The organism is Boudabousia liubingyangii (genome assembly GCF_001907245.1).
In the GTDB taxonomy this organism is placed as follows: Bacteria; Actinomycetota; Actinomycetes; order Actinomycetales; family Actinomycetaceae; genus Boudabousia; species Boudabousia liubingyangii.
Genome location: NZ_MQSU01000002.1, coordinates 219,788 through 242,114 on the forward strand (window position 1 = coordinate 219,788; position 22,327 = coordinate 242,114).

The 22,327-nt window shown below is 57.0% G+C and carries 22 protein-coding genes; 21 read left to right on the forward strand and 1 reads right to left on the reverse strand.

Annotated elements, in window-relative coordinates:
* Nucleotides 1–102: 102 nt before the first annotated feature.
* Complete coding sequence (gene rpmB / locus BSR28_RS03475) at nucleotides 103–294, reverse strand: 50S ribosomal protein L28 (RefSeq protein WP_073708978.1); 192 nt, start codon at nucleotides 292–294, stop codon at nucleotides 103–105.
* 188 nt (nucleotides 295–482) lie between these two features.
* Between rpmB and BSR28_RS03480 the strand changes: the two genes are divergently transcribed.
* The 21 genes from BSR28_RS03480 (at nucleotide 483) to BSR28_RS03580 (ending at nucleotide 22,325) form a co-directional block, all read left to right on the forward strand.
* On the forward strand, nucleotides 483–2,198 hold the full coding sequence (locus BSR28_RS03480) for a hypothetical protein (protein WP_073713361.1): 1,716 nt from the start codon (nucleotides 483–485) through the stop codon (nucleotides 2,196–2,198).
* Nucleotide 2,199: 1 nt separating this feature from the next.
* The gene (locus BSR28_RS03485; RefSeq protein ID WP_083563002.1) at nucleotides 2,200–4,554 is read left to right on the forward strand and encodes an ATP-dependent DNA helicase RecG; all 2,355 of its coding nucleotides are present in this window, start codon (nucleotides 2,200–2,202) and stop codon (nucleotides 4,552–4,554) included.
* A 28-nt stretch (nucleotides 4,555–4,582) separates the two neighbouring features.
* Nucleotides 4,583–5,188 carry a 16S rRNA (guanine(966)-N(2))-methyltransferase RsmD gene (gene rsmD / locus BSR28_RS03490; protein ID WP_073713362.1) on the forward strand — a complete coding sequence of 202 codons (606 nt, stop codon included), beginning with the start codon at nucleotides 4,583–4,585 and terminating at the stop codon, nucleotides 5,186–5,188.
* 2 nt (nucleotides 5,189–5,190) lie between these two features.
* Complete coding sequence (coaD, locus tag BSR28_RS03495) at nucleotides 5,191–5,694, forward strand: pantetheine-phosphate adenylyltransferase (protein WP_073713363.1); 504 nt, start codon at nucleotides 5,191–5,193, stop codon at nucleotides 5,692–5,694.
* Entirely contained in the window at nucleotides 5,687–6,370 is a 684-nt protein-coding gene (locus BSR28_RS03500; protein ID WP_073708982.1) for an SPFH domain-containing protein, read from the forward strand. The genes coaD and BSR28_RS03500 overlap by 8 nt, the downstream gene beginning before the upstream one ends.
* Entirely contained in the window at nucleotides 6,367–6,918 is a 552-nt protein-coding gene (locus BSR28_RS03505) for a YceD family protein (protein WP_083563004.1), read from the forward strand. Before BSR28_RS03500 ends, BSR28_RS03505 begins: the two co-directional genes overlap by 4 nt.
* A gap of 77 nt (nucleotides 6,919–6,995) precedes the next feature.
* Nucleotides 6,996–7,787, forward strand: a complete 792-nt coding sequence (rnc, locus tag BSR28_RS03510) for a ribonuclease III (protein ID WP_073713364.1) — start codon at nucleotides 6,996–6,998, stop codon at nucleotides 7,785–7,787.
* The gene (gene mutM / locus BSR28_RS03515; RefSeq protein ID WP_073713365.1) at nucleotides 7,780–8,682 is read left to right on the forward strand and encodes a bifunctional DNA-formamidopyrimidine glycosylase/DNA-(apurinic or apyrimidinic site) lyase; all 903 of its coding nucleotides are present in this window, start codon (nucleotides 7,780–7,782) and stop codon (nucleotides 8,680–8,682) included. The genes rnc and mutM overlap by 8 nt, the downstream gene beginning before the upstream one ends.
* Before the next feature lie 71 nt (nucleotides 8,683–8,753).
* Nucleotides 8,754–9,380 (forward strand): response regulator, encoded by a 627-nt coding sequence (locus BSR28_RS03520; protein ID WP_073709171.1) that lies wholly within the window; start codon nucleotides 8,754–8,756, stop codon nucleotides 9,378–9,380.
* 160 nt (nucleotides 9,381–9,540) lie between these two features.
* Nucleotides 9,541–12,117, forward strand: a complete 2,577-nt coding sequence (locus tag BSR28_RS03525) for an HAD-IIA family hydrolase (RefSeq protein ID WP_233120602.1) — start codon at nucleotides 9,541–9,543, stop codon at nucleotides 12,115–12,117.
* Nucleotides 12,110–12,316, forward strand: a complete 207-nt coding sequence (locus tag BSR28_RS03530; protein ID WP_073708985.1) for a hypothetical protein — start codon at nucleotides 12,110–12,112, stop codon at nucleotides 12,314–12,316. Before BSR28_RS03525 ends, BSR28_RS03530 begins: the two co-directional genes overlap by 8 nt.
* The gene (locus BSR28_RS03535; RefSeq protein WP_073713366.1) at nucleotides 12,309–13,154 is read left to right on the forward strand and encodes a TlyA family RNA methyltransferase; all 846 of its coding nucleotides are present in this window, start codon (nucleotides 12,309–12,311) and stop codon (nucleotides 13,152–13,154) included. The genes BSR28_RS03530 and BSR28_RS03535 overlap by 8 nt, the downstream gene beginning before the upstream one ends.
* Nucleotides 13,147–13,980: an NAD(+)/NADH kinase gene (locus tag BSR28_RS03540; RefSeq protein WP_073708987.1), complete on the forward strand. Its 834-nt coding sequence runs from the start codon at nucleotides 13,147–13,149 to the stop codon at nucleotides 13,978–13,980. Before BSR28_RS03535 ends, BSR28_RS03540 begins: the two co-directional genes overlap by 8 nt.
* A 3-nt stretch (nucleotides 13,981–13,983) precedes the next feature.
* Nucleotides 13,984–15,678, forward strand: a complete 1,695-nt coding sequence (recN, locus tag BSR28_RS03545) for a DNA repair protein RecN (protein ID WP_073713367.1) — start codon at nucleotides 13,984–13,986, stop codon at nucleotides 15,676–15,678.
* Complete coding sequence (gene steA / locus BSR28_RS03550; protein ID WP_073708989.1) at nucleotides 15,675–16,886, forward strand: putative cytokinetic ring protein SteA; 1,212 nt, start codon at nucleotides 15,675–15,677, stop codon at nucleotides 16,884–16,886. Before recN ends, steA begins: the two co-directional genes overlap by 4 nt.
* Nucleotides 16,883–17,830 carry a copper transporter gene (locus BSR28_RS03555; RefSeq protein WP_073708990.1) on the forward strand — a complete coding sequence of 316 codons (948 nt, stop codon included), beginning with the start codon at nucleotides 16,883–16,885 and terminating at the stop codon, nucleotides 17,828–17,830. The genes steA and BSR28_RS03555 overlap by 4 nt, the downstream gene beginning before the upstream one ends.
* 7 nt (nucleotides 17,831–17,837) lie before the next feature.
* Nucleotides 17,838–18,485 (forward strand): NUDIX domain-containing protein, encoded by a 648-nt coding sequence (locus BSR28_RS03560; RefSeq protein ID WP_073713368.1) that lies wholly within the window; start codon nucleotides 17,838–17,840, stop codon nucleotides 18,483–18,485.
* Between the two features lie 125 nt (nucleotides 18,486–18,610).
* Nucleotides 18,611–19,327, forward strand: a complete 717-nt coding sequence (locus BSR28_RS03565; protein WP_073708992.1) for a helix-turn-helix transcriptional regulator — start codon at nucleotides 18,611–18,613, stop codon at nucleotides 19,325–19,327.
* Nucleotides 19,328–20,773: a Fe-S cluster assembly protein SufB gene (sufB, locus tag BSR28_RS03570; RefSeq protein WP_073708993.1), complete on the forward strand. Its 1,446-nt coding sequence runs from the start codon at nucleotides 19,328–19,330 to the stop codon at nucleotides 20,771–20,773.
* Nucleotides 20,773–21,987, forward strand: a complete 1,215-nt coding sequence (sufD, locus tag BSR28_RS03575; RefSeq protein ID WP_073708994.1) for a Fe-S cluster assembly protein SufD — start codon at nucleotides 20,773–20,775, stop codon at nucleotides 21,985–21,987. The genes sufB and sufD overlap by 1 nt, the downstream gene beginning before the upstream one ends.
* Entirely contained in the window at nucleotides 21,984–22,325 is a 342-nt protein-coding gene (locus tag BSR28_RS03580) for a Rieske (2Fe-2S) protein (protein WP_073708995.1), read from the forward strand. Before sufD ends, BSR28_RS03580 begins: the two co-directional genes overlap by 4 nt.
* Nucleotides 22,326–22,327 lie beyond the last annotated feature (2 nt).

Consider the following 22,327-nt stretch of genomic DNA (forward strand, 5'->3'; position numbering starts at 1 on the left):
GAGAAAGTAGGCGGGGTAGGTCAAACGTGCAGCCAGAAAATTAGGATGCGAAAATGCCCCAGCCTTAAATGGCTGGGGCACTAGAACTTTAAGTTAACCGAATCAGATGTTACGGGTAACCTTGTCGCTCTTTAGGCACTTGGTGCACACATTCAGTCGCTTGGGGGCACCCTTAACTAGGGCGCGCACGCGCTGAATGTTCGGGTTCCACCGGCGGTTGGTCCGCACGTGGGAGTGCGAGACGCTCTTGCCGAAGCCCGGTCCCTTACCGCAAACGTCGCAAACAGCAGCCACGGTGAATCTCCTGATCTCTAAGCCTCGAATATTATAAATCACTACCGAACGGGAACTATTATTAATAGCCCCGGACAGGCAACCCAACCAGAATAGACTATTTCAGCCAAAATCCCAACATCTGCAGCTGTGCGAGTCATCACCTGTTGCATTATTCAGGATTGGGTCAGGGCCATTATCATAGACCTATGAGTGATTTTTCGTCCACCCCAAAGCCCGGCGGTCCCCAAATGAGCTACCAAAAAGCTCGCGAACTGAGTGCCGCCAGTCGCTTTACCGTGACGGAACTAAAGGGTGCCCTAGTAGCGCTTAAAGAACTCACGGAAGACCCACAGATCGCTCAAACGCTACAGCCTTTCGCTGAAGTCTCCAGATATAGCCTTCCCACCGGCTTCGATCACAGTCTGAACGAACTAGTTAAGCTCACCGAACCGGCAGCCGCCACCGCCTACACGCCACTAGAACAGGTGGACCTAGCTACGCTAGCGGAACTCCTGGCAGTGCGTGCCGAAACCTCAGCCCGGGGACTTGCAGGTATGCGCCTAGCCCATGTGCTTCGTGCCCTAGCGGATACCTGCTCAGGTCGGGATTACCTGACTGCGGTCGAACTAGCGAAGAATCTGGAACGCTCCCATGGGGAACTAGCCGTTCAACTCCCCGCACCTAGTGAAGAAATGCCACTGGCTCAAGCCACTGTCGATTACGCGCATGGAAACCTAACCGTTCCCTCAGTGTTATTGCAGCACTTCTACAGTCTGCTGGCCTACGTGTCTCTACCGCAGGCGGCCTATCAAGAAGGGGATTGGCAAAGTCATAAGGCCAAACTGGACAGTCGATCGGCTAATACCAGTGGGGAAGTCCTAGAAGCTAGTGCCTTACCGCTGCTACTTTGGGCTGCCGCCCTGTGCCGTGGAGCTAGCCCGCTGGACCCCGACATGCTCGAGGCCGTCCCGGAAACCTTGCGTTTCCAATTGGCTGACCTGCCGCAGGTCAAAAGCCCAACCCCAATTACCCGGCGCGCCCAGCGACTCTCTACCTGCCTACTCGAAATTGACGGCCCGCCGGGAAGTTTTAGCGCCTACCAGAAGGCCTGTCACTCCCATGACCCCCTGTGGAAAGTAGGGGCCCTAGATCCCTTCGGTTGGGAGCATTACCGGGTTCTACACCGATGCTTGGAACCAACCAGAGAAATCCCCGGCCTAGAGAACCGGCGTGATGTCCTGATTATTACCCCACCGGCCCCGGGGCAAAATGACCGCACCCAAGAGCCCCTAGATACCCCGCAGGCTAATAACGTGATTTTGCTAGGGCGTACCCGACCGGCGATCCGGCCCTTCGTTTTGGCACTCTCTAGCTCCCCGGAAATCACTAGAGAATTGTGCCTGATGGGGGTCAATGTCCTCTATCGCCCCCAGCGCCCAGAACTACTGCGTGACCTCCTGGCCAGCCCCGAACCCCTAGCTGGTACCTTGATTAGCGCCACGGAAGTGGATCATGAACTTGTCCGAGAAGTCCTCCAGGGCGCCCCCGTACCCCTGGTGCACTCAGCCTGCCGTAATGAGCTTGAACTTCTAAACGCAGCGGCCGCAGTAGTCCAAGAACTCCACGCCCGTAACGCGGAAGAAATCCTAGCGGCACAAAAATCAGCCCTGCAGAACTCCCGTTCTCACTACCGGCAGCTTCAGTGCGAAAACCCCGGGGAGATCGCCCTCCACCAGGGAACCCTAGAGGTTTGGACCGAAGAACAACCCGCGGGTACGCTACGCGTCTTACTCCCCCCGGAACTACCCAGTGGTTTCTTCCAAGAAACTGAATACACGCTACAGCGGATTTTGCCCCCAGAAGTGGCGCCCGAATACTTCAGCGGACCACAAGAGGGCCTAGTTCTTGGATACAGCTGGTGAAATGACACCTAAGAAAACTGACACTACCAAACCCCCGAAAACTAGTACTAACGGGGCTCAAAAAGGTGCCAAAAGTGGTCAGCTGGCGGCCCCGCCCCCCGCCGAACTGGACACGCCACTGGATCGTCGTGTCGGCCCCAAAACCGCCAAAAAACTGGCCAAACTAGGGCTAAATACCGTCCGCGACTTGCTCTATCTGCAACCTCGTCGCCTACAAACCTGGGCGGAACTGAGCGCCCTCGAAAACCTAAACGAGGGCGAAGAAGTCACCTTCATCGCGCAGGTCACCGACGCGCAAATGCGCTCCCTACGTAATCGCCCCGGTGCCATGTTCACCGCCCACCTATATGACGGGGCTATCGAGCTAACCGCCACTTTCTTTGCCCGCCACCAGGCGATCCTCAACTTTCACGCTCGCAACCTAGTGCCTGGAAACCACTACATGTTCAGTGGCAAACTGAGCCAATACCGGGGGAAATGGCAGCTCACCCACCCCGAATATGACACTGCCGAAGGCCTAAGTGAAAGCGAACTGGCCGCTCGGGCTGCCCGTCCCGCACTGATCTACCCGCAGAGTGCTGGCCTGCCCTCCTGGGTGACCGCCAAGGCGATCCGCACCATCCTAGACACCCTCAAGCCCGAGGACGTCCCCGAGGTCCTCCCGGAAGACTTCCGTAAAACACAGGGCTGGGATACTACCTTCACCGCCCTGCATAAACTGCACCAACCCGAAACCATCGAAGAATACCGCTGGGCCCAAAAACGCCTAGCTTTCGACGAAGCGCTAATCACCCAGACGGCCCTTGCGCAAGCCCGGCAGGGATACCAAGCCCAAACCGCGCACCCCCTGACGGAAGACCCCAAGGGCCTACTGACACAGATCGAAAGCGCTCTGCCCTTCGAACTTACCGACTCTCAAAAACAGGTAAACCAACAGATTGCTCAAGACCTGGCCAAATCCCACCCCATGCAGCGACTCCTGCAGGGAGATGTGGGCTCCGGCAAGACCATCGTCGCGGTCCTGGCCCTCGCCCGCGCCCTAGCCCACGGATATCAGGGAGCCCTATTAGCGCCCACCGAAGTCCTAGCGACTCAGCACTATCTGGGACTGCTGAAACAATTCCCCGGCCTGATAGCACCAGCCTCCCTTACCTCGCGTACCGCCCCCATTGAGCTACTACTACTTACCGGGAGTCTAAGCGCCAAAGACAAGCGACAAGCCCTTGCGATCCTAGCCAGTGGCAAGCCCGTCCTCGTGATCGGAACCCACGCGCTCCTCTCTGAACACGTCCAAATCCCCAACCTGGCGCTACTAGTCGTTGACGAACAGCACCGCTTCGGCGTTAAACAGCGCGAAATCCTGCGCGAAAAAACCGAACATGTCCCGCACCTCCTAGTCATGACCGCCACCCCCATCCCCAGAACGGTGGCGATGACCCTATTCGGTGACCTCGAAGTTTCCATCCTAGGTGCGCGCCCTCGGCCCGGAGAAGAAATTACCACCTACCTGGTACCCGCCGAAAAACCCGCCTGGATGGCTCGCCTCTGGACCCGTACCGCCGAGGAAGTCCACAACGGTGCCCACGTCTACATCGTCTGTCCCCGCATCAGCGAAGACGAAAAGGACCCCGAAACCCGAAGCGTCAGTACCGCAGACGCACCCCACAACCAGGCAAAAGCGGTAAAAGCTGCGACCCGGAAAGCAACCCCCAGCGCGCCTGCGGAAGAGAAACGAAAAATCGTTCTCACCTCAGCTGAAGGTCTCTACCAGAAACTCCAGCAAGAACCAGCCCTGCAGGGGATTAAACTGGCGCTGCTGCACGGGCGGCAAAGTCCCGCAGAAAAAGCCCAAATTATGGACGACTTCAAGAGCGGCAAGACCCCGGTACTAATTTCTACTACCGTGATCGAAGTGGGTGTTGACGACCCCGAAGCTACCTTGATGATCATCATGGATGCCCAACAGTATGGGCTTTCGGCCCTGCACCAGCTGCGTGGACGCGTAGGGCGTGGCAGTCGGCCCGGTACCTGCCTAGCGGTTTATCAAGAGACCCAAGGCGATGACGCTCTTACTCGACTCCAAGCCCTAGCGGAAAGTAATGACGGCTTCTACCTAGCGGAAAAAGACCTAGAGATTCGCCGGGAAGGCGACGTCCTAGGGGAGGGCCAGGCAGGCCGCGGAAGCAGCCTCAAGTTCATTTCCGTGCTCAAAGACCTGGACACCATTAAACGTGCCCGCAGCCTAGCAGACCACCTAGTTAGTGAAGATCCAGAACTTGCAGAGCATCCCGATCTGAAAGCTGCGATCGATTCTGCCCTTGCTGCCGAGCAACAAGAAAACCTTCTGCGCAGCTAGGCGCCCGAAAATCATTTACCCTAGCTACATGACCAGAATCATTGCCGGAAAATACCGAGGACGCGAACTTAAAGTCCCCGCCAAGGGAACCCGACCCACTTCTTCCCGGGTGCGCGAAGCCCTATTTTCCCGCCTAGAACACTGGAACCTGATCCAAAACTGCGACATCCTAGACCTGTGCGCAGGAAGTGGGGCCCTGGGGATCGAAGCCCTCTCACGTGGGGCCAATTCCCTTGACCTAATCGAAAAAGCCCCGGCGGCCGCCCGCATTATCCAAGATAATCTGCGTACTTTGAAGATCGATAATGCACGCGTCTACCCCCAAAATATTCACGCTTTCCTGACCGGTGCGCCCCGTAAATACGATCTGGTCTTCTTCGACCCGCCCTACGATATGCCAAATCAGGAAATCGCCCAGGTTGCCCAGAGCCTAGCCGGCGGCTACCTAGCTGAACACAGCGTGATCGTGATCGAACGTGCTAAACGCTCGGGGCAACCTGAATGGGGCAGCCAGCTGAGCGTCCTCGACGAAAAAAGCTACGGCGATACCATCATCTGGTTCCTTGAGCTAGCGAATGAAACCCAAGCACAAAAGCCAGAACCGTCGGAAAAGCCCACCCAAGCAGGGGAGTAACCATGCGCCTTATCTATCCCGGAAGTTTTGACCCCTTCACCCGCGGGCACCTTGATATCGTGCAGCGTGCCCTGAGTTTTGGGCTGCCGCTGACCGTAGTGGTGGGGCACAATCCCGAAAAACGCTCCTGGTTTACCCCTGAAGAACGGGTTGAACTGATCCGGCAAAGCGTTGCCGGGGCGGGGCTTGACGGGGCCGACCGGTTGACGGTTGAGGTCCATGAAGGACTGCTGGTAGCTAAGTATGCGCAGCCCGGCAACGTCCTGATCAAGGGCCTCCGTGGTGCCCAGGATTTAGAAGACGAGGCAGTACAGGCACGTTTTAATCGTGAGATCGGGAATTTGGAGACCCTATTTTTGCCTTCTCAGGCGAGTTTTTCCCATATTTCGTCCAGCATTGTGAAACAATTAGCGCAACTAGAGGTCCCCTTGGCTCCCTATGTCACCAAGGAGGTCGAAGCTGCCCTCACGCAAAAACTTGCGGAGCGAAAGGAACACCATGACTGATTACGAAGACGAAACCACCAACTTGAGCGTGGATGAAGCAACCGCCATGTCCCTGCTGGAGACCCTGCAGGAGCTAATCGAAACCGCTTCCGCATCTTTCCCCATGACCAGCTTCGCCAAGATCAACCGGGCCCAGGCGCTGGATCTTCTAGAGCAGGTCCGTGAAGCCCTGCCGCGCGACGTCGTGAACGCTGACTCGATTGTCAACGAAGCGAATGTCGTCTTGGCCCGCGCGGATGAGGAAGCTCGCGTCCGCCTCGAAGATGCCACCCACCAGGCTGACACGACCTTGGAAAGTGCCCGCCAGGAAGCCGAAAACCTGCACGAACAGGCACAGCAGCAGGCCCAGGACATTAACGCTCGTGCTCAGCAGGAAGCTGAACGGCTAGTCTCTGAAGCTCAAGCCGAAGCCGACCGCCTAATCGCTGACGCCCAGGCCAACGCTGAACGCCTAATCAGCGCCGAAAGCGTCCTCCAGGAAGCTAACGCTCGCGCCAACCAGGTCATCCGCAATGCCGAACGCGAAGCTAACCGCCTGACCATTGACGCTAACCAGTACGCTCGCGCCCAGATGGACGCCCTAGTAGCCCAGGCTTCTGAAGTAGCCCAGGTAGCTGCCGGTGGACGCGACGCCATTGATAACCGACTAGCAGGCCTCGAAGGATACGAAGCATGAGTTCAGAGCCTCAGATGCTCATCCCCATCGCGCAGATTCTGCGCGAACCCCAAGTCCCACACGATCTAGAACTAGACCTAGACGTGACTGAGGACTGGCGGACCGAATACGCCCACTTCGTACCGGGAATCTACCCGCTAGACCTAACCGTGACGGCCTCAGACGGGGGAGTGCTGGTGCACGCCCAAACCGAGCTGGACTACCAGGCAGAATGCTCTCGTTGTGTCACCGAATTTGAGGTCCCCGTAGAGATTGAACTTTCAGAGTACTACACCACCGAAGCCCGTGTTGCTGCGGCCTTAAAAGAAGGGGACGAGGACGCGGAAAACTGGCCCACTCACAATGGGGAAAGCTTCGATCTGCTACCTCGGCTACGTGAGGAAGCAATCTTGGCCCTACCGCTTTTGCCGCTTTGCGAACCTGACTGTGAAGGCTTGTGCGCGGACTGCGGTGAACCCTACCGTGACCTACCAGAAGATCATGAGCATGAAGTGCTAGATCCGCGTATGGCCGCGCTTAAGGACTTCTTTAAGGACTCCGAATCCTAAAGGACACCGAAGCTCTAAAGGCCGCGATAGTGCCAGAGGTAATATCTTTTGGCTAAATTCTAAGAGATAATAGGAAGATGGTTAAGAAAAAGACTCAACAGGATCGAGCTCAACGCGCCGTGGCTCCCGCCAGCCAAGAACTACTTAAAACTTGGGGTGCGCAGATCGATCCAGAGCTTTTAGTCTTAGCTTTAACCCACCGTTCCTTCGCCAATGAAGCCGGCGGACTACCGCACAACGAACGCCTTGAGTTCCTAGGGGACTCCGTGCTTTCCATCGTGGTGACCGACTATCTCTACCGAACCTATCCTGATCGCCCAGAAGCGCACCTGTCCAAGATGCGCGCCGGGGCTGTCTCTCAAAACGCCCTGGCCCTAGTAGCGCGAAACCTAAAGCTAGGCAGCTACCTGCTACTAGGCCGCGGCGAGCAAAAGACCGGTGGACGCGATAAAGATTCGATTCTTTCTGATGCGGTCGAAGCCATGATCGGCGCTACCTACCTTTCCATTGGCCTACCTGAGACTCGCCTAGTGGTGCTGGGGCATCTAAAACCCCTCCTCGATGATGCGATTTCTAGGGGAGCAGACACCGATGCTAAGACTCCTCTAGGAGAGTTAGTCGCTGAACTTGAAATGGGTGAAGTGACTTACGAGGTAGAAGGCACCGGACCCGCTCACGAACGCGAATACTGCGCTACCGTCATGATTCAAGGAAAGGCATACGGGCAGGGGACCGGCACCTCAAAACGAAAGGCCGAAGGCCAAGCCGCCCGGGTAGCGCTAGAGAAACTGCGCACCGAAAATCAGATCAGTACCGCGCCGATTCTTACCGGATCGGGTCTACACGGTGAGACCTACCCGCATGCCTGAACTACCCGAAGCCGAAATCGTCCGCCGGGGCCTAGCCGAAATCCTTGCCGGCACCAAAATTGAGGGCCTTGAGGTTTTTCATCCCCGGACCGCCCGCTACCAAAACGGCGGCAGTGCACAACTCACCCAACAACTCAGCGGCGCGCACCTAGATGCAGTGGTCCGACGCGGAAAATTCATGTGGACACTGACCTCGAACGGGCAAGCACTCATGATGCACCTGGGGATGTCCGGCCAGTTCCGCCCCCTAGCTAAGCAGGCGGGCGAGGCCCCCGTGAGGCATGAACGTGCCCGCCTCTACTTAAGTGGGGGACCAGCTCAGAGCCTTTCGTTTATTGATCAGCGAACCTTCGGGGCGCTCTATCTAAGCCCCACGGCCAATACCGAAGATGGCGCACCTGCCGGTTGTGGTTCCGACTCACTCCTGCTGCCCGCTGGCGCTTCGCATATTGCCCGAGATCTACTTGATCCTCACCTCGATTTAGTCAAGGTAAACCAGCGAATTCGAAAATCCAAAAGCCCCATCAAAAACGTGCTTTTAAACCAGTCAATAATCTCTGGATTCGGCAATATTTACGCTGATGAAGCGCTCTTCGTGGCCGGGGTTCACGGGGCTCGAAGCGCCTCGACTCTGACACGCCAGCAGGTCGCACAGATCCTCCAGGCGGGAATCGAAATCATGGAACGTTCGCTCAGTCGGGGCGGTACCTCTTTTGATCAACTCTATGTTGACGTTAACGGCAGCGCCGGCACCTTCGCTGACGAACTTCTGGTCTATGGGCGAGCCGGACAGGCCTGTCGCGAATGCGGCCACGAGTTAAGTAGTATTAGCCTTAACAAGCGCTCGCACGTGTATTGCGCAAACTGCCAGCGACCACCTCGGAACTTAAAGTAGAATAATCACACGTTATGATTGGAGCTGTGAATATGAACAACCAAAACCGTGAGGCCGAACCGGTCTCAGTAATGATCGTCGATGATCATGAAATCGTCCGTCGTGGCATCGCAGAAATTATTGAGCGAGCCGAAGACCTGAAGGTGGTAGCTGAAGCCGGCACCGTAGCCGACGCACTAGTTCGTGTCCGCCTGGTTCAACCCGACGTGATCCTAGTTGACCTGCAGCTACCGGATGGTACCGGTATTGATATTCTTAAGGTCTTAAAGGCGGAAGACCTACCGTCCCTACCCATTATCCTGACCTCTTTCGATGACGACTCCGCGGTCGCGGAAGGCCTAGCTGCTGGCGCGAAGGCTTTCGTCCTTAAGAACGTCCGTGGCAATGAAATCGCCGAGGTTGTGCGACAAGTAGCCGCCGGACAGGTACTGCTGGACGACCGCACCCTCACCGCCCGCAAGTCCGATGGGGACGACCCCACTGCTAACCTCACCCCCTCAGAGCGTAAGGTTCTGATGCTGATTGGTGACGGACTCTCGAACCGAGAAATCGGCGAAAAGCTGGGTGTAGCGGAAAAGACTGTGAAGAATCATATTACGTCTTTGCTGGCCAAAATGGGTCTGCAGCGTCGTACTCAGGTAGCCGCCTGGGTCGCGGGGCAACGTGCCGCAGCTTGGCGGACGCCCACTGAGAACTGATTTTATTCTCCAATCAAGTAGCGCGTGATTACCCCCAAGGGGAGCAAAGCCACTAAAGTGCCTGCACTTTTGCCCTGTGGAAACTCCCCGAGGGGGTAAAAATCTGCGTAAAATAAGAAATGTTTATCAATAAAAAATAAAAACCCATAGAGGAGTTCTTGTGGCAGAGCGTAACTATTCTGACAACTCACGGTCAGAGCGCAATCAACGATCCGGTGGCTTTGGTGGTCGCCGTGATGACCGCCGTGAAGGTGGTCGTCGTTGGAATGATGATCGTCGTGATGGTGGACGTCGTGAAGGTGGCTTTGGTGGTCGCCGTGATGACCGTCGTGAGGGCGGTTTTGGTGGCCGTCGGGATGACCGCCGCGATGGTGGTCGTCGTTGGAATGATGATCGTCGTGATGGTGGTCGTCGTGAAGGCGGTTTTGGTGGTCGCCGTGACGATCGCCGTGAAGGTGGCTTTGGTGGTCGCCGTGATGACCGTCGTGAAGGTGGCTTCGGTGGTCGCCGTGACGATCGCCGTGAGGGCGGCTTTGGTGGCCGTCGTGATGATCGCCGCGATGGTGGCCGTCGTGAAGGTGGCTTTGGTGGTCGCCGTGATGACCGTCGTGAGGGCGGTTTCGGTGGTCGCCGCGATGATCGCCGTGATGGCGGCCGTCGTGAAGGTGGCTTTGGTGGCCGTCGGGATGACCGCCGCGATGGTGGTCGTCGTTGGAATGATGATCGTCGTGATGGTGGACGTCGTGAAGGTGGCTTTGGTGGTCGCCGTGATGACCGCAACGGACGCACCTTCGACGAACGTCGCGAAAGCCACGCCGCTCGAGCTGCACGCCTAAACAACGAACCGGAAATCCCCGGCGATATCAAGGCAGAAGACCTAGACCGTCAGGTCAGCGCTCAGCTACGAACCCTATCCGGTGCCAATGCTGAAACCGTCGCTCGTCACCTAGCCGCAGCCGGACACCTAATTGACGAAGAACCAGAACTCGCATACGAGCACGCCATGGCCGCCGTGGCCCGCGCCGGTCGCGTTGACGTTGTTCGTGAAGCAGCTGCCCTCACCGCCTATCAGGTTGGTAAGTACGAGGAAGCCCTCCGTGAGGTTCGCGCTGTCCGCCGACTATCCGGAACCGACTCCCTACGCGCCGTGGAAGCGGACTGCGAACGCGCTGCCGGCCGTCCCCTAAAGGCCATCGAAATCATCGAACAGACCGATTTCTCAACCCTAGACCTAGCCGAACAGGTAGAGGTCATCATCGTCGGCTCTGCTGCCCGCGCGGACCTTGGCGAAAACGCTGCTGCCCTCGTCATGGTTGATGACGCACTAGCTCAGCTGCCCAAGGGCACTGACGAATACCTAACCGGTCGACTCCTGTCCGTTAAAGCTGACCGCTTGCGCGAACTAGGCCGTGAAGAAGAAGCCGCTGAAATCGAAGCCAACCTACCGGAAGAAATCGAAGAAAGCGTCATCTTCGACCTCGAAGAAATCGTCGAATCCGACTTCGACAACCTCCGTTCAGACCTACGTGGTTGCTCCGTTACCCTAACCAGCGCCTACGACGTGGCCCTATACGACCTAGACGGCGTTTGCTACCGCGGCACCGACCCGATCGAGTATGCTGCCGAGTCCATCGAAAAGGCTCGCGAAGCCGGACTAGTCGATGTCTACGTAACTAATAACGCCTCCCGCACTCCTAAGCAGGTTGCCAAGAAACTCAAGGGCCTAGGCATCAACGCCGACCCCGGTCACGTCATGACTGCCGCACTAGACATCGTGGGCATCATGGAAGGCGACCTAGAACCCGGCGCTAAGGTACTAGTGGTCGGCGGTGACGGACTCAAAGAAGCCGTAAGCGAAGCTGGCTTCGAAGTTGTCAAGACCGCCGCTGAAGAACCGGCCGCCGCCGTCCAGGGATGGGCCAGCGACGTCGACTGGGCACAGCTCTCCGAAGTGGCCTACGCAGTCAACAACGGTGCCCGCTACTACGCCTCAAACCTAGACGCTTCACTGCCCACCGAGGTTGGTTTCGCCCTAGGTAACGGTGCTTTGGCCGCAGCCGTAATCGAATGCACTGGCCGTCGCCCCTTCGCCGGTGGCAAGCCCTTCCCGGGCATCTACCGTAAGGCAGCCGCACTAGTAAGCGAAGACGCCAAGGTCCTCAGTGTCGGAGACCGTCTAGAAACCGATATTCAGGGCGCCCGCTCCGCACGCATCCCGGCACTTCACGTCCTCACCGGCGTACACGGCCCGCGTGACGTAGTCATGTGCCAGTCCAACCAGCGTCCCTCTTTCGTCGGTTTGGACCTACGCGCCCTTGACGCCTCTCACCCGCAGCCCCGTCACCACACTGACGGCGCCTGGTCCTGTGGCACCTCGGAACCCGTACACGTTGACCGCTGGGGCAATATCTTCATCGGTGAAGAAGAACTAACCACAGATTCTTCTCTCACCCTTGACCATTACCGGGCACTACTAGCAGCCGCTTGGGAAAAGCTTGACGCTGGACACCGCGTCAAGTGCCCCCAGTTCCAGGTCGTCCCGAACGAAGAAGGCAACAACATCATTCCGCTTCCCGAACCCGAGTTCGACGAAGAAGCAGCTGATGACGAAGACCAGGATCTCTTCGAGGAAAATGAAGCCGAATCTGACCTAGACGAAGAACTAGCAGACGAAGCTGACCTCGACGATGAACTGCTCGATGATGAAGACGACGACAACGACGAGGTAGATGACTAATCAGTCCGAAACCTCGACTCCAGTCGAGACCGCATCAAGTTCCCCCTCCACCAAACCGGTCGAGGGGGAACTACCAGCACGTCTACTGGCCTGCCAAGAACTAATCGAAGCTGAAGCAGGCCCAGAAGGCGCAAAAGAACTAGGAAAAATCCTCGACCACCTCGATCAGATCTTGGCCGAAGCGAAATACGATGGGTAAGTTAAGACGACTCGATAGCGAAATGGTCCGTCGCCAACTGGCACGTTCCAGGACCCAAGCTGCCCAATTAATTGCCGCCGGTCAAGTCAAGGTATCCGGGGAAACCGTTCTCAAAGCCGCCCGACAAATCGACCCGGCCGAACCCATCGTGCTAGACGAAGCGGCCGCCGATCAATACGTTTCCCGTGGTGCCTTCAAACTAGCCGGCGCCCTTGACTACCTAGGGGATAAAGCCCCCAAAATCAACGGGGCCCTCTGCCTAGATGCCGGAGCCTCCACCGGAGGTTTCACCGACGTACTGCTCAGACGAGGCGCGCAAAAAGTCACCTCCGTGGACGTGGGCTACGGCCAGCTAGCCTGGAGCCTACAATCAGATCCACGGGTAGAGGTCATGGACCGAACCAATGTTCGTAACCTCCAGCCAGAACAATTACCCTACCGGCCAGAAATCCTTGTTGGCGACCTCAGTTTTATCTCTCTGACACTGATCATCCCCGCCCTAGCCCGGTGTGCCCTGCCCACTGCCAACTACCTACTAATGGTGAAACCACAGTTTGAAATCGGCAAAGAACTACTAGGCGCCGGGGGAGTAGTCCGCAACCCTGACCACCACGAACAGACCGTCAACACCGTCGCTAAATGCGCCCTCGAAAATGGGCTTAAGGTGCAGGCTGTCGCTCCCTCGCCATTACCCGGACCAGCCGGGAACGTCGAATACTTCTTACATCTTAGCGGACCCGAAACTGAAGGTGGCTTGAGCGCCGAAGAAATTCCCCAAGCCATTGCCACGGCAGTAGCAGCCCGACCACAAGCAGAAAAGGACGGACACCATGCTTAAGCACGTCACCCTGGTTAAGCACGCCTCCCGCCCGCATACCGAACAGGTTGCTTTTCAGATAACTGAAAAACTCCGGGCTCACGGAATTACCGTACATGCTCCCGAAGACCCTGCTGCAGAGCAGAGCGAACTGGTAATCGCCGTCGGAGGCGATGGCACCCTGCTGTGGGCCGCGGAAGAAGCCCGCCCATACCAGCAAGCCATCATCGCTTTCAATACCGGACACATGGGCTTCCTCACCGAGGTCGATAGCGAAGACCTAGATCGCGCCATTGCCGCGCTGTGCGAAGGCGAATACCGGGTTGAAAACCGCGCCACCATTGACGTTACGCTACAGCACGAAGACGGCTCCAGCAGTGAACACTGGGCTCTTAACGAGGCTGCCATCGGCCGCACCGGGCTATCCCACCCAGCCAACCTAGTGGTAGGCGTCGATGGGCGCGCAGTCTCTGCCTATGCCGCTGACGGCATCATCATTTCAACCCCCACCGGTTCAACCGCCTACGCTTTCTCTGCGGGTGGTCCCATTGTTTGGCCTGATGTCTCCGCGATGCTCCTAGTCCCCCTAGCAGCTCATGGACTTTTTACCACCCCCTTGATACTGGGTGAAGGCAGCCAAATTGAAGTACAGATTGCCCGCAGTCAGGCTCAGAATCTACAGGCCTGGTTCGACGGTCGACGCCAGGTAGAACTACGTGCCGGTGACCGCCTAGTTTCACGAATTAGCAAAGACCCCGTGCGGTTAGCGCGCATTCAGACCGACTGCTTTGCCCAACGACTTGTTAACAAATTCCAACTTCCAGTTTCATCCTGGCGGGGAGCCTAATAGATGCTCAGCGAAATCACCATCCAAAACGTGGGTGTGATCGACCAAGCACACCTAGAACTAGGCCCCGGACTAACCACCATTACCGGTGAAACCGGCGCCGGTAAAACCATGGTGCTCTCGGGCCTAGGGCTGCTGCTAGGTGGCCGTGCCGACGCCAGCGTTGTTCGACTAGGAGCCAAAGAAGCCCGCGTCAACGGGGTCTTCGACCTCTCCGTCTACCGTCCCGAAAAGGTCCTTACTGAACTCGACCTAGAACTAGAAGCAGACGAAAACGAAATCATCGTCAACCGGACCCTAAGCGCCCAAGGTCGCTCACGCGGTCGAATCCAAGGCCTCGCCCAACCAATCAGCGCCCTCGCCCAGCTGGGCCAAGAATTCGTTACCGTCCACGGCCAATCAGACCAAATTGCACTCAAACAAGCACAGGTACAACGCGACCTACTAGACCAATTCGGGGGCGCCAAGCTCGAAACGGCAAAACAAAAATACCGAGAAGCCTGGGCACAAGCAGTCCAAGCCAAGCGCACCCTCGACGAATGGCAACAAAATGCCGCCCAATACGAACTAGAAGCCAGCGCCCTGCAGCAGGGACTGGACCTAGTCAACGAACTTGCCCCGAAAGCCGGGGAAGAGGAAGAACTAAAAACCCAAATCGAACGACTCAGTAACGTCCACGAACTCTCTGAGCATGTCCAACTAGCCGCCGGAGCACTACGCCAACCAGACCTCAGCCCCGATGCTTCCTCGCTGACTCAGAGTGCTGCCAATGCCCTAGAGAAGGCCTCAGGCCTCGATAACTCACTAAGCGAACTGGCTAGTCGCGCCCACCAGCTCTCCGTCCAACTAGCAGACCTAGCGGACGAAGTAGAAAACTACCTTGACAATCTAAGTGCCGACCCGGAAGCACTTAGTCGTGCCCATGCCCGCCGGGCCAAGCTAAACCGCGCCCTCGCTGGTCGCGCTGCCGATATTCCCGGACTCCTAGCTTGGGCACAGGAAGCTGCCGAACGCTTGGCGGCCGTGGGGGACACTGAAGGGCATACTCAAAAACTCACCGAACAGCTCCACCAAGCCCAAGAAAATGTTTGGGAAGCCGGGCGCGGACTCTCCCAAGCACGTGCGGAAGCCGCCCAGAAACTAGGGGAGGACGTTACCGCTCAACTAGCCTCACTAGCCATGCCAAACGCGCAGTTCACCGTGGCGTTAAATGAAACCCCCAAACCCAAGTCACACGGTCTAGAAGACATTGTCTTCAACCTCCAAGCACACCCGCATGCGCCGCAACGGCCACTTGCGCAGGGAGCCTCTGGTGGTGAACTATCCCGCGTCATGCTGGCCTTGGAAGTTGCCCTTGCACAAGCTAGTGGAAACCTAGCTGGCCGCACCTTCATCTTCGACGAGGTCGACTCCGGCGTGGGCGGGCAAGCAGCCATTGAAGTGGGACGTCGTTTAGCGCAGTTAGCGAAAACCGCCCAAGTCATCGTGGTCACCCACCTGCCGCAGGTAGCCGCCTTCGCTGACGCCCATGTCAAACTCGAAAAAACCGGCAATAGCACCAGTCTGCAGCTCTTGGATGAATCCCAAAGAGCGGCCGAATTGGCCCGAATGCTTTCCGGAGAAGCCACCCCAGAAGCGGCACGCGCCCACGGCCTTGAGCTACTTAAGGTCGCAAAGATGGCACAATCTAAGATGTGAGTGAAAAGAAAACCTCTGCTAAAAGAACGCAAATTAGCGGGTTGGTGCGTCTAGGTGACGATACCACCTCGGTAGCTGCGCACCTTGAACCCGGTGATATCGCAGTTATTGACCACCCTGATTTGGACCGTGCTACAGCTCTGGAACTGATTGAAGCCCAACCGGCGGCAGTCTTGAACGCAGCCCCCTGTGTCACCGGACGCTATCCCACCAAGGGTGCTCTGACCCTGCTTAACGCGGGAATCCCACTACTTGACACCCTAGGCACGGCGATCCTCTCCCTCCGGGAAGGTCAGCGTGTTGAAGTACGTGAGGACGGTGTTTACCTAGCTGATCAGCTTATCGCTCAGGGGAATCGGGTCACCCAGGAATCAAACGAAGCTGCCTGCGCCGCCGCCCAACTAGGCATGGCTGACCAGCTGGAATCCTTCGCCGGAAACACCTCCCAGTTCCTAAAGAGCGAAGAAGCCCTACTGCTAAACGGGCAGGGCCTAGACAAGCTGAAGACCCGCTTCACTGGCCGTCCAGTAGTGGTCGTAGGTCCCGGACAGCAGGCTGCCGAAGAGCTCAAAACTCTTAAGCATTTCATATCTGATACGAATGCCGCCCTAATCGCGGTGGGCTCGGGTGCGAAAACGATTCGCCAAGCCCGACTCAAGCCCGAACTTATCACCGGCAATATCCGCGCGGTGGAAGAACAAAGCTTAAAAAGTGGCGCCGAAATCGTAATCCATTCGCCACGCCTAGTGCAGGCCAGCGACCCTCGCCTCGATGCAATGGGTCTGGCCTACCATAATATTTCTTCCTCCCTCTCCGATATTGACCTAGCTATCGTGATCGCGCACCATCTAGATGCTGAACTGATCGTGCCGCTAGGCCAATACCGCGACGTGGAAGAGTTCTTCGATTTAGGACGACTCAAGATGTCATCGGCCTTCTTTACCCAATTGGTCGCCCACGGACAGTTGGTCTCACCCAAAGCGATTGCCCGGGCCAACTCCCGGCCCATTCCCGTTTCTTATCTTTGGACCCTACTAGCCGGGGGCCTAGCGGCCCTGCTGGTGGCCCTGTGGATCACCCCCTTCGGGCAGGCCGTCTGGGTGCTAATGCCTGAGTGGGGACACTGGCTAAGCTTTGGCATTTTGGGCTTTATCGGCCTAATTACCTTAAGTTCATTACTACTATCCTTCCGGAGGCCTCGAAAATGAAAGATTTCCGCTATCACCTGGTGTCGCTAGCCAGCGTGTTCCTAGCGCTTGCGATCGGGGTCGTCCTAGGAGCCGGCCCGCTACAAAGCACCCTTCAATCAGCCCTTTCTGGTCAAGTAGGGGATTTAAAAACCCAAAACCAGTCGCTAGAGCAACAACTGGGCGTCGCGCACGAACAGAATGAACTAGATCAGAAGTACTTGAAGGCATTGGCTCAGAGCAGTAACCAAGGAATGCTTAACGGTCTTTCCGTGGGACTAGTGCTGCTACCCGGCGTTGTCGATGCGCAGGTCAAAGACGTTACCGATACTTTAACCGCTGCCGGCGCTAAGGTAACTGGGCAAGTAAAGCTCAAGGATGCCGCTTTCCAACAGCCCTATCAGCAATACCGTAGTTCTTTGGCCCCGCAGTTAGGCCAGTACCTAGCCAGTACGCCTGAGCCTACAGCCTCGGCGGAAACCATTCTGGGTAAAGCAGTACTGACCATTTTGGAAAAGGGGGCCGAACCGTCTGCCACCCTAAAGCAGATTTTGGCTGCCCCAGAAAACCCTATCGCTGAGGTACTCCAGGCTACCGGTGGTACTCAGGCCATTGTGGTGATTACGCCGCCGCAGCAAAAAGCTACCGCAGATTCAACGCAAAACCAGGCTGCCAGCCCCGAGGCAGCACAAAACTTGACCGAGGACGCGCAGAACCTAGCAGAGTTCTTAAATGCCCTCGGCACCGCCCCTAAGTCCGCAGTGGTTCTTGGGTCTGCGGTTGATGACCAGCAGCTGCTCACTCACCTACGTGACACCAGCCTGCAGTTGACCACCATCGATAACTGCCCCTCTGCATCCTGTGATGCTTCCTTGCCGCCAGCGCTGCTAACGGCAGATAACAGTGCCCGTCACTTTGGATCCCAGCAGGGCGCCACAAACGTAATGCCATCACGCATTAAGTAGGTTAAAAATGAGCCAATACCCAGACCTGAAGTCAGAGGAACTCCACGATTCAAAACAGCAGTATCCCGTGCTCGCACATGAGGATATCTGGCAGGGGAGAATCGTTTCGCTCCATGCGGAGGACGTCCAACTTGGTGCGGATGGACCTGTGGTTCGACGCGAGTATGTCAAACACCCGGGAGCCGTGGCTGTGGTTCCGCTTCGAATTCAGAACGGACGAGAACAGGTGTTGATGATTCGTCAATATCGTCATCCCGTTGCTAAGAATCTGTGGGAATTCCCTGCTGGCTTGCTTGATATTGAGGGTGAAAACTATCTGGTGGCCGCCCAGCGTGAGCTAGCCGAAGAGACCGACCTAGCCGCCGACACCTGGAATGTTTTGGTGGATTACTACGCTTCCCCGGGCGGTTACACGGAATCTTTGCGGGTCTTCCTCGCCCGCGATCTAAAGGTGATTGAAAAGCCGGAGTTTGCGCGTGAAGAAGAGGAAGCCCTATTCCAGTGGGGGTGGGTGGACCTTGACGAGGCCGTTAAGGCCGTTCACGAGGGACGACTCCAGAACCCGTCCGCCGTTTTGGGTATCTTAGCTACCACCTCGGCTCGGGCCCAGAACTGGAAGAATCTGCGTCCTGCAGATGCGCCTTGGGAACGTTAATTATTGCTTGGTGTGCCATTAGTCCCATGTGGGTTAATAGACGCACAGTTTTACGTCACGACTCTTTTGCGAAATAGCGTTATCATAGATGAGATAACGCTCGCACTGACGGAGGGGAGAATCGGTTGAATAAAAACACCGACGAAGCCGGCACACGTCAGGCGGTTCTAGACCTAGTGGTCGAAAAGGGCCCCGTCACTGCCACAGTGATCGCCCAAATTCTTCGATTAACCGCAGCTGCTGTTCGTCGGCACATTACTGCCTTAGAACACCAGGGTGCCATTGAGGTCCTAGAGCTTCCAGTCAGCGAAAGCCGCGGTCGAGGTCGTCCCGCCAGACACTACGTGGCTACCGAAGTAGCACACGGCAAACTGCCTCAGGAATACTCTGATCTAGCCTCTCGAGCAATCGAGTACCTTGGTCAAGTAGCCGGAGAAGACGCCATCGACGCTTTCGCCGCCGCCCGTTCGCGCGAAATCGAACGCCGCTATTCGCAGGTAGTTCGAGACGCTGGAACCGATCCGCAGGCCCGAGCAAAAGCCCTCGCAGATGCACTAACCGCTGATGGCTATGCCGCCACCGTCCGACAGGTCGGAAACGGCTTTGCTATCCAGCTCTGTCAAGGCCACTGTCCCGTCCAGGACGTAGCCCATGACTTCCCGCAGCTGTGTGATGCAGAGACTCAAGCGTTCTCTAGGCTGTTAAACGTTCACGTGCAGCGTCTAGCCACTTTGGCTGGGGGAGAGCACGTGTGTACGACCCACGTACCAATCGGTATGCCGGCGGTACGAAATGGGAATTTAAGATCCGCCTCGCGCGGAAACCAGTTAGGAAGGAAGTAGATGACTTCATCAGCTTCAACTCCCGCGGAAAACAAACCCGCATCGGATGAAGAAATTATTGCCTCAATTGGCGCCTATGGTTATGGTTGGCACGATTCAGATGCCGCCGGTCAGGCCGCTAAACGAGGATTAGACGAAAACGTCGTAAAAGATATCTCTGCTCGAAAAGAAGAACCCGAATGGATGACCAAGCGTCGCCTAAAGGCTCTGAGCCTATTCGAAAAGAAGCCGCTACCCACCTGGGGTGCGGACCTTTCTGAGATTGATTTTGACTCGATCAAGTACTACGTTAAGTCCACCGAACAGGTCGCTACCTCATGGGAAGACCTACCGGAAGACATTAAGAACACCTACGATCGCCTAGGCATTCCGGAAGCGGAAAAGAAGCGCCTAGTGGCCGGTGTCGCTGCTCAGTATGAATCCGAGGTCGTCTACCACCAGATTCGCGAAGACCTAGAACGTCAGGGCGTCATCTTCCTTGATACTGACACCGGTCTACGCGAACACCCGGAAATCTTTGAAGAGTACTTCGGTAAAGCAATTCCCTCCGGTGACAACAAGTTCGCAGCCCTAAACACCGCTGTTTGGTCCGGTGGCTCCTTCGTCTACGTCCCCAAGGGCGTACACGTGGAAATCCCGCTCCAGGCCTACTTCCGTATCAACACGGAAAATATGGGTCAGTTCGAACGCACCCTAATCATTGCTGATGAAGACTCCTACGTACACTACGTTGAAGGCTGCACCGCCCCGATCTACAAGTCGGATTCACTGCACTCTGCCGTCGTAGAAATCTTCGTCAAGAAGGGCGCCCGCGTCCGCTACACCACCATCCAGAACTGGTCCAACAATGTCTACAACCTAGTCACCAAGCGTGCCATGGTTGAAGAAGGCGGCACCATGGAATGGATCGACGGTAACATCGGCTCCAAGGTCACCATGAAGTACCCGGCCGTTTACCTACTAGGTGAGCACGCCCGCGGTGAAACCCTGTCCATCGCATTTGCTGGTGAAGGCCAGCACCAGGACACCGGTTCGAAGATGGTGCACCTAGCTCCGCACACCTCGTCTTCTATCGTCTCCAAGTCCGTCGCCCGTGGCGGTGGCCGCAGCGCCTACCGTGGCCTAGTGCAGGTCATGGAAGAAGCTCGCCACTCGAAGTCCAACGTGCTCTGTGACGCCCTGCTGGTCGATCAGATCTCCCGCTCGGACACCTACCCCTACGTCGATGTTCGCACCGACGACGTGGAAATGGGACACGAAGCCACCGTTTCCAAGGTGAGCGAAGACCAGCTGTTCTACCTCATGAGCCGTGGCCTTGAGGAAACTGAAGCTATGGCCATGATCGTTCGCGGATTCGTGGAACCCATTGCCCGTGAGCTTCCCATGGAATACGCCCTGGAACTCAACCGCCTGATTGAACTGCAGATGGAAGGATCGGTGGGCTAATGACTACCCAGAACATGAGCACAGACCACTCCCGCGCCGTCCTCGACGGAGCACACAGCCACGGTGGCGGCACCAAGCCGCTAGGCTCCCGCGCCGACCGTGCAACCTCATTCAACATTGCCGACTTCCCGGTTCCCAACGGTCGCGAAGAAGACTGGCGCTTCACCCCGCTAGCACGCATTGAAGCCCTCTTCGCCGAGGAACTAACCGGCACTGGCCCCCAGGTTCAGGTCTCCGCACCCGAATCCGTCCAGGTCAGCGAAGTTAGCGCCGATCGCGCCGAAGAACTCAAGCTAGTGGGCGCCCCGGAAGACCGCACTGCGGTCACCTCCTGGGCAAACTTCAAGGCCGCAACGGTCGTTGAACTACCCGCCCAGACCGAACTAGACGAGCCTGTCCTGGTCCGCCTAGAAGGCGCCGATTACGAAGCCTCTGCCGGCCACCTCGTCATTAAGGCGGGGGAGCGCGCTAAGGGCGTCGTCGTGGTCAGCCACACCGGCAAGGCAAAGTTCAACCAGACCGTCCAGGTAGTCGCTGGCACCGACAGTGAACTAACCGTCGTAGCCACCCACGAATGGGACGGCCAGTCCACCCACGCCGCTAACCACCGGATCGCCGCTGCTACTGGCGCCCAGGTTAAGCACATCATTGTCACCCTAGGTGGCGACCTAGTGCGCGTCTGCACCGACGCTCGCATGAGCGAACCCGGTGCCAACGTTGAACTGCTAGGCCTGTACTTCACCGACAGCAAGCAGCACCACGAACACCGACTATTCGTCGCTCACGAAAACCGCAACTGCATCTCCCGCGTCACCTACAAGGGTGCACTACAGGGCGAAGATGCACACGCTGTCTGGGTTGGCGACGTCCTCATTGGCGCCGAAGCCTTCGGTACCGACACCTACGAACTCAACCGTAACCTAGTTCTAACTGAAGGCGCCCGCGCCGACTCAGTGCCGAACCTAGAAATTGAAAACGGTGAAATCGAAGGCGCCGGCCACGCTTCTGCCACCGGCCGTTTTGATGACGAACAGCTCTTCTACCTGACCTCTCGCGGCATCCCCGCAGAGATCGCCCGAAAACTAGTCGTTCGCGGTTTCTTTGCCGAACTAATCAACCAGATCGGCGTCCCCGCAGTGAGCGAACACCTAATGGAACTGATTGAAGCTGAACTAGCTGAAACCGAAGCAATCGCAGAGGAACAGGCTAAATGAGCTTAAATCGCGTCTGTTCAGTCCACGACCTGGAACTAGGGGAGGCCCTCGAAGCCACCCTAGCCAACGATGAAGGCACCGAGGTTAAACTCGCCATCATCCGCGACCCAGAAGATCAGTGGTACGCCATTGAACGGATGTGCCCGCACGGTGAAGTCTCACTCGCAGAGGGAGAAATCGAAACCTGCGCCGTTGAATGCTGGGCCCACGGGGCCCGCTTCAACCTAGCCACCGGTGAAGCAACCCTGCCGTCACCAAGAAACATAAAAACTTATGAAATCACACTTCACGGCGAGGACGTCCTCGTCGACGTCAATGCCCTGAGGGAAGGAAAATAAAT

Coding starts and splice junctions, on each gene's coding strand:
- BSR28_RS03480 (WP_073713361.1), top strand. CDS start 483: ATGAGTGATTTTTCGTCCACCCCAAAGCCCGGCGGTCCCCAAATGAGC.
- BSR28_RS03485 (WP_083563002.1), top strand. CDS start 2,200: ATGACACCTAAGAAAACTGACACTACCAAACCCCCGAAAACTAGTACT.
- rsmD (WP_073713362.1), top strand. CDS start 4,583: ATGACCAGAATCATTGCCGGAAAATACCGAGGACGCGAACTTAAAGTC.
- coaD (WP_073713363.1), top strand. CDS start 5,191: ATGCGCCTTATCTATCCCGGAAGTTTTGACCCCTTCACCCGCGGGCAC.
- BSR28_RS03500 (WP_073708982.1), top strand. CDS start 5,687: ATGACTGATTACGAAGACGAAACCACCAACTTGAGCGTGGATGAAGCA.
- BSR28_RS03505 (WP_083563004.1), top strand. CDS start 6,367: ATGAGTTCAGAGCCTCAGATGCTCATCCCCATCGCGCAGATTCTGCGC.
- rnc (WP_073713364.1), top strand. CDS start 6,996: ATGGTTAAGAAAAAGACTCAACAGGATCGAGCTCAACGCGCCGTGGCT.
- mutM (WP_073713365.1), top strand. CDS start 7,780: ATGCCTGAACTACCCGAAGCCGAAATCGTCCGCCGGGGCCTAGCCGAA.
- BSR28_RS03520 (WP_073709171.1), top strand. CDS start 8,754: ATGATCGTCGATGATCATGAAATCGTCCGTCGTGGCATCGCAGAAATT.
- BSR28_RS03530 (WP_073708985.1), top strand. CDS start 12,110: ATGACTAATCAGTCCGAAACCTCGACTCCAGTCGAGACCGCATCAAGT.
- BSR28_RS03535 (WP_073713366.1), top strand. CDS start 12,309: ATGGGTAAGTTAAGACGACTCGATAGCGAAATGGTCCGTCGCCAACTG.
- BSR28_RS03540 (WP_073708987.1), top strand. CDS start 13,147: ATGCTTAAGCACGTCACCCTGGTTAAGCACGCCTCCCGCCCGCATACC.
- recN (WP_073713367.1), top strand. CDS start 13,984: ATGCTCAGCGAAATCACCATCCAAAACGTGGGTGTGATCGACCAAGCA.
- BSR28_RS03555 (WP_073708990.1), top strand. CDS start 16,883: ATGAAAGATTTCCGCTATCACCTGGTGTCGCTAGCCAGCGTGTTCCTA.
- BSR28_RS03560 (WP_073713368.1), top strand. CDS start 17,838: ATGAGCCAATACCCAGACCTGAAGTCAGAGGAACTCCACGATTCAAAA.
- sufB (WP_073708993.1), top strand. CDS start 19,328: ATGACTTCATCAGCTTCAACTCCCGCGGAAAACAAACCCGCATCGGAT.
- sufD (WP_073708994.1), top strand. CDS start 20,773: ATGACTACCCAGAACATGAGCACAGACCACTCCCGCGCCGTCCTCGAC.
- BSR28_RS03580 (WP_073708995.1), top strand. CDS start 21,984: ATGAGCTTAAATCGCGTCTGTTCAGTCCACGACCTGGAACTAGGGGAG.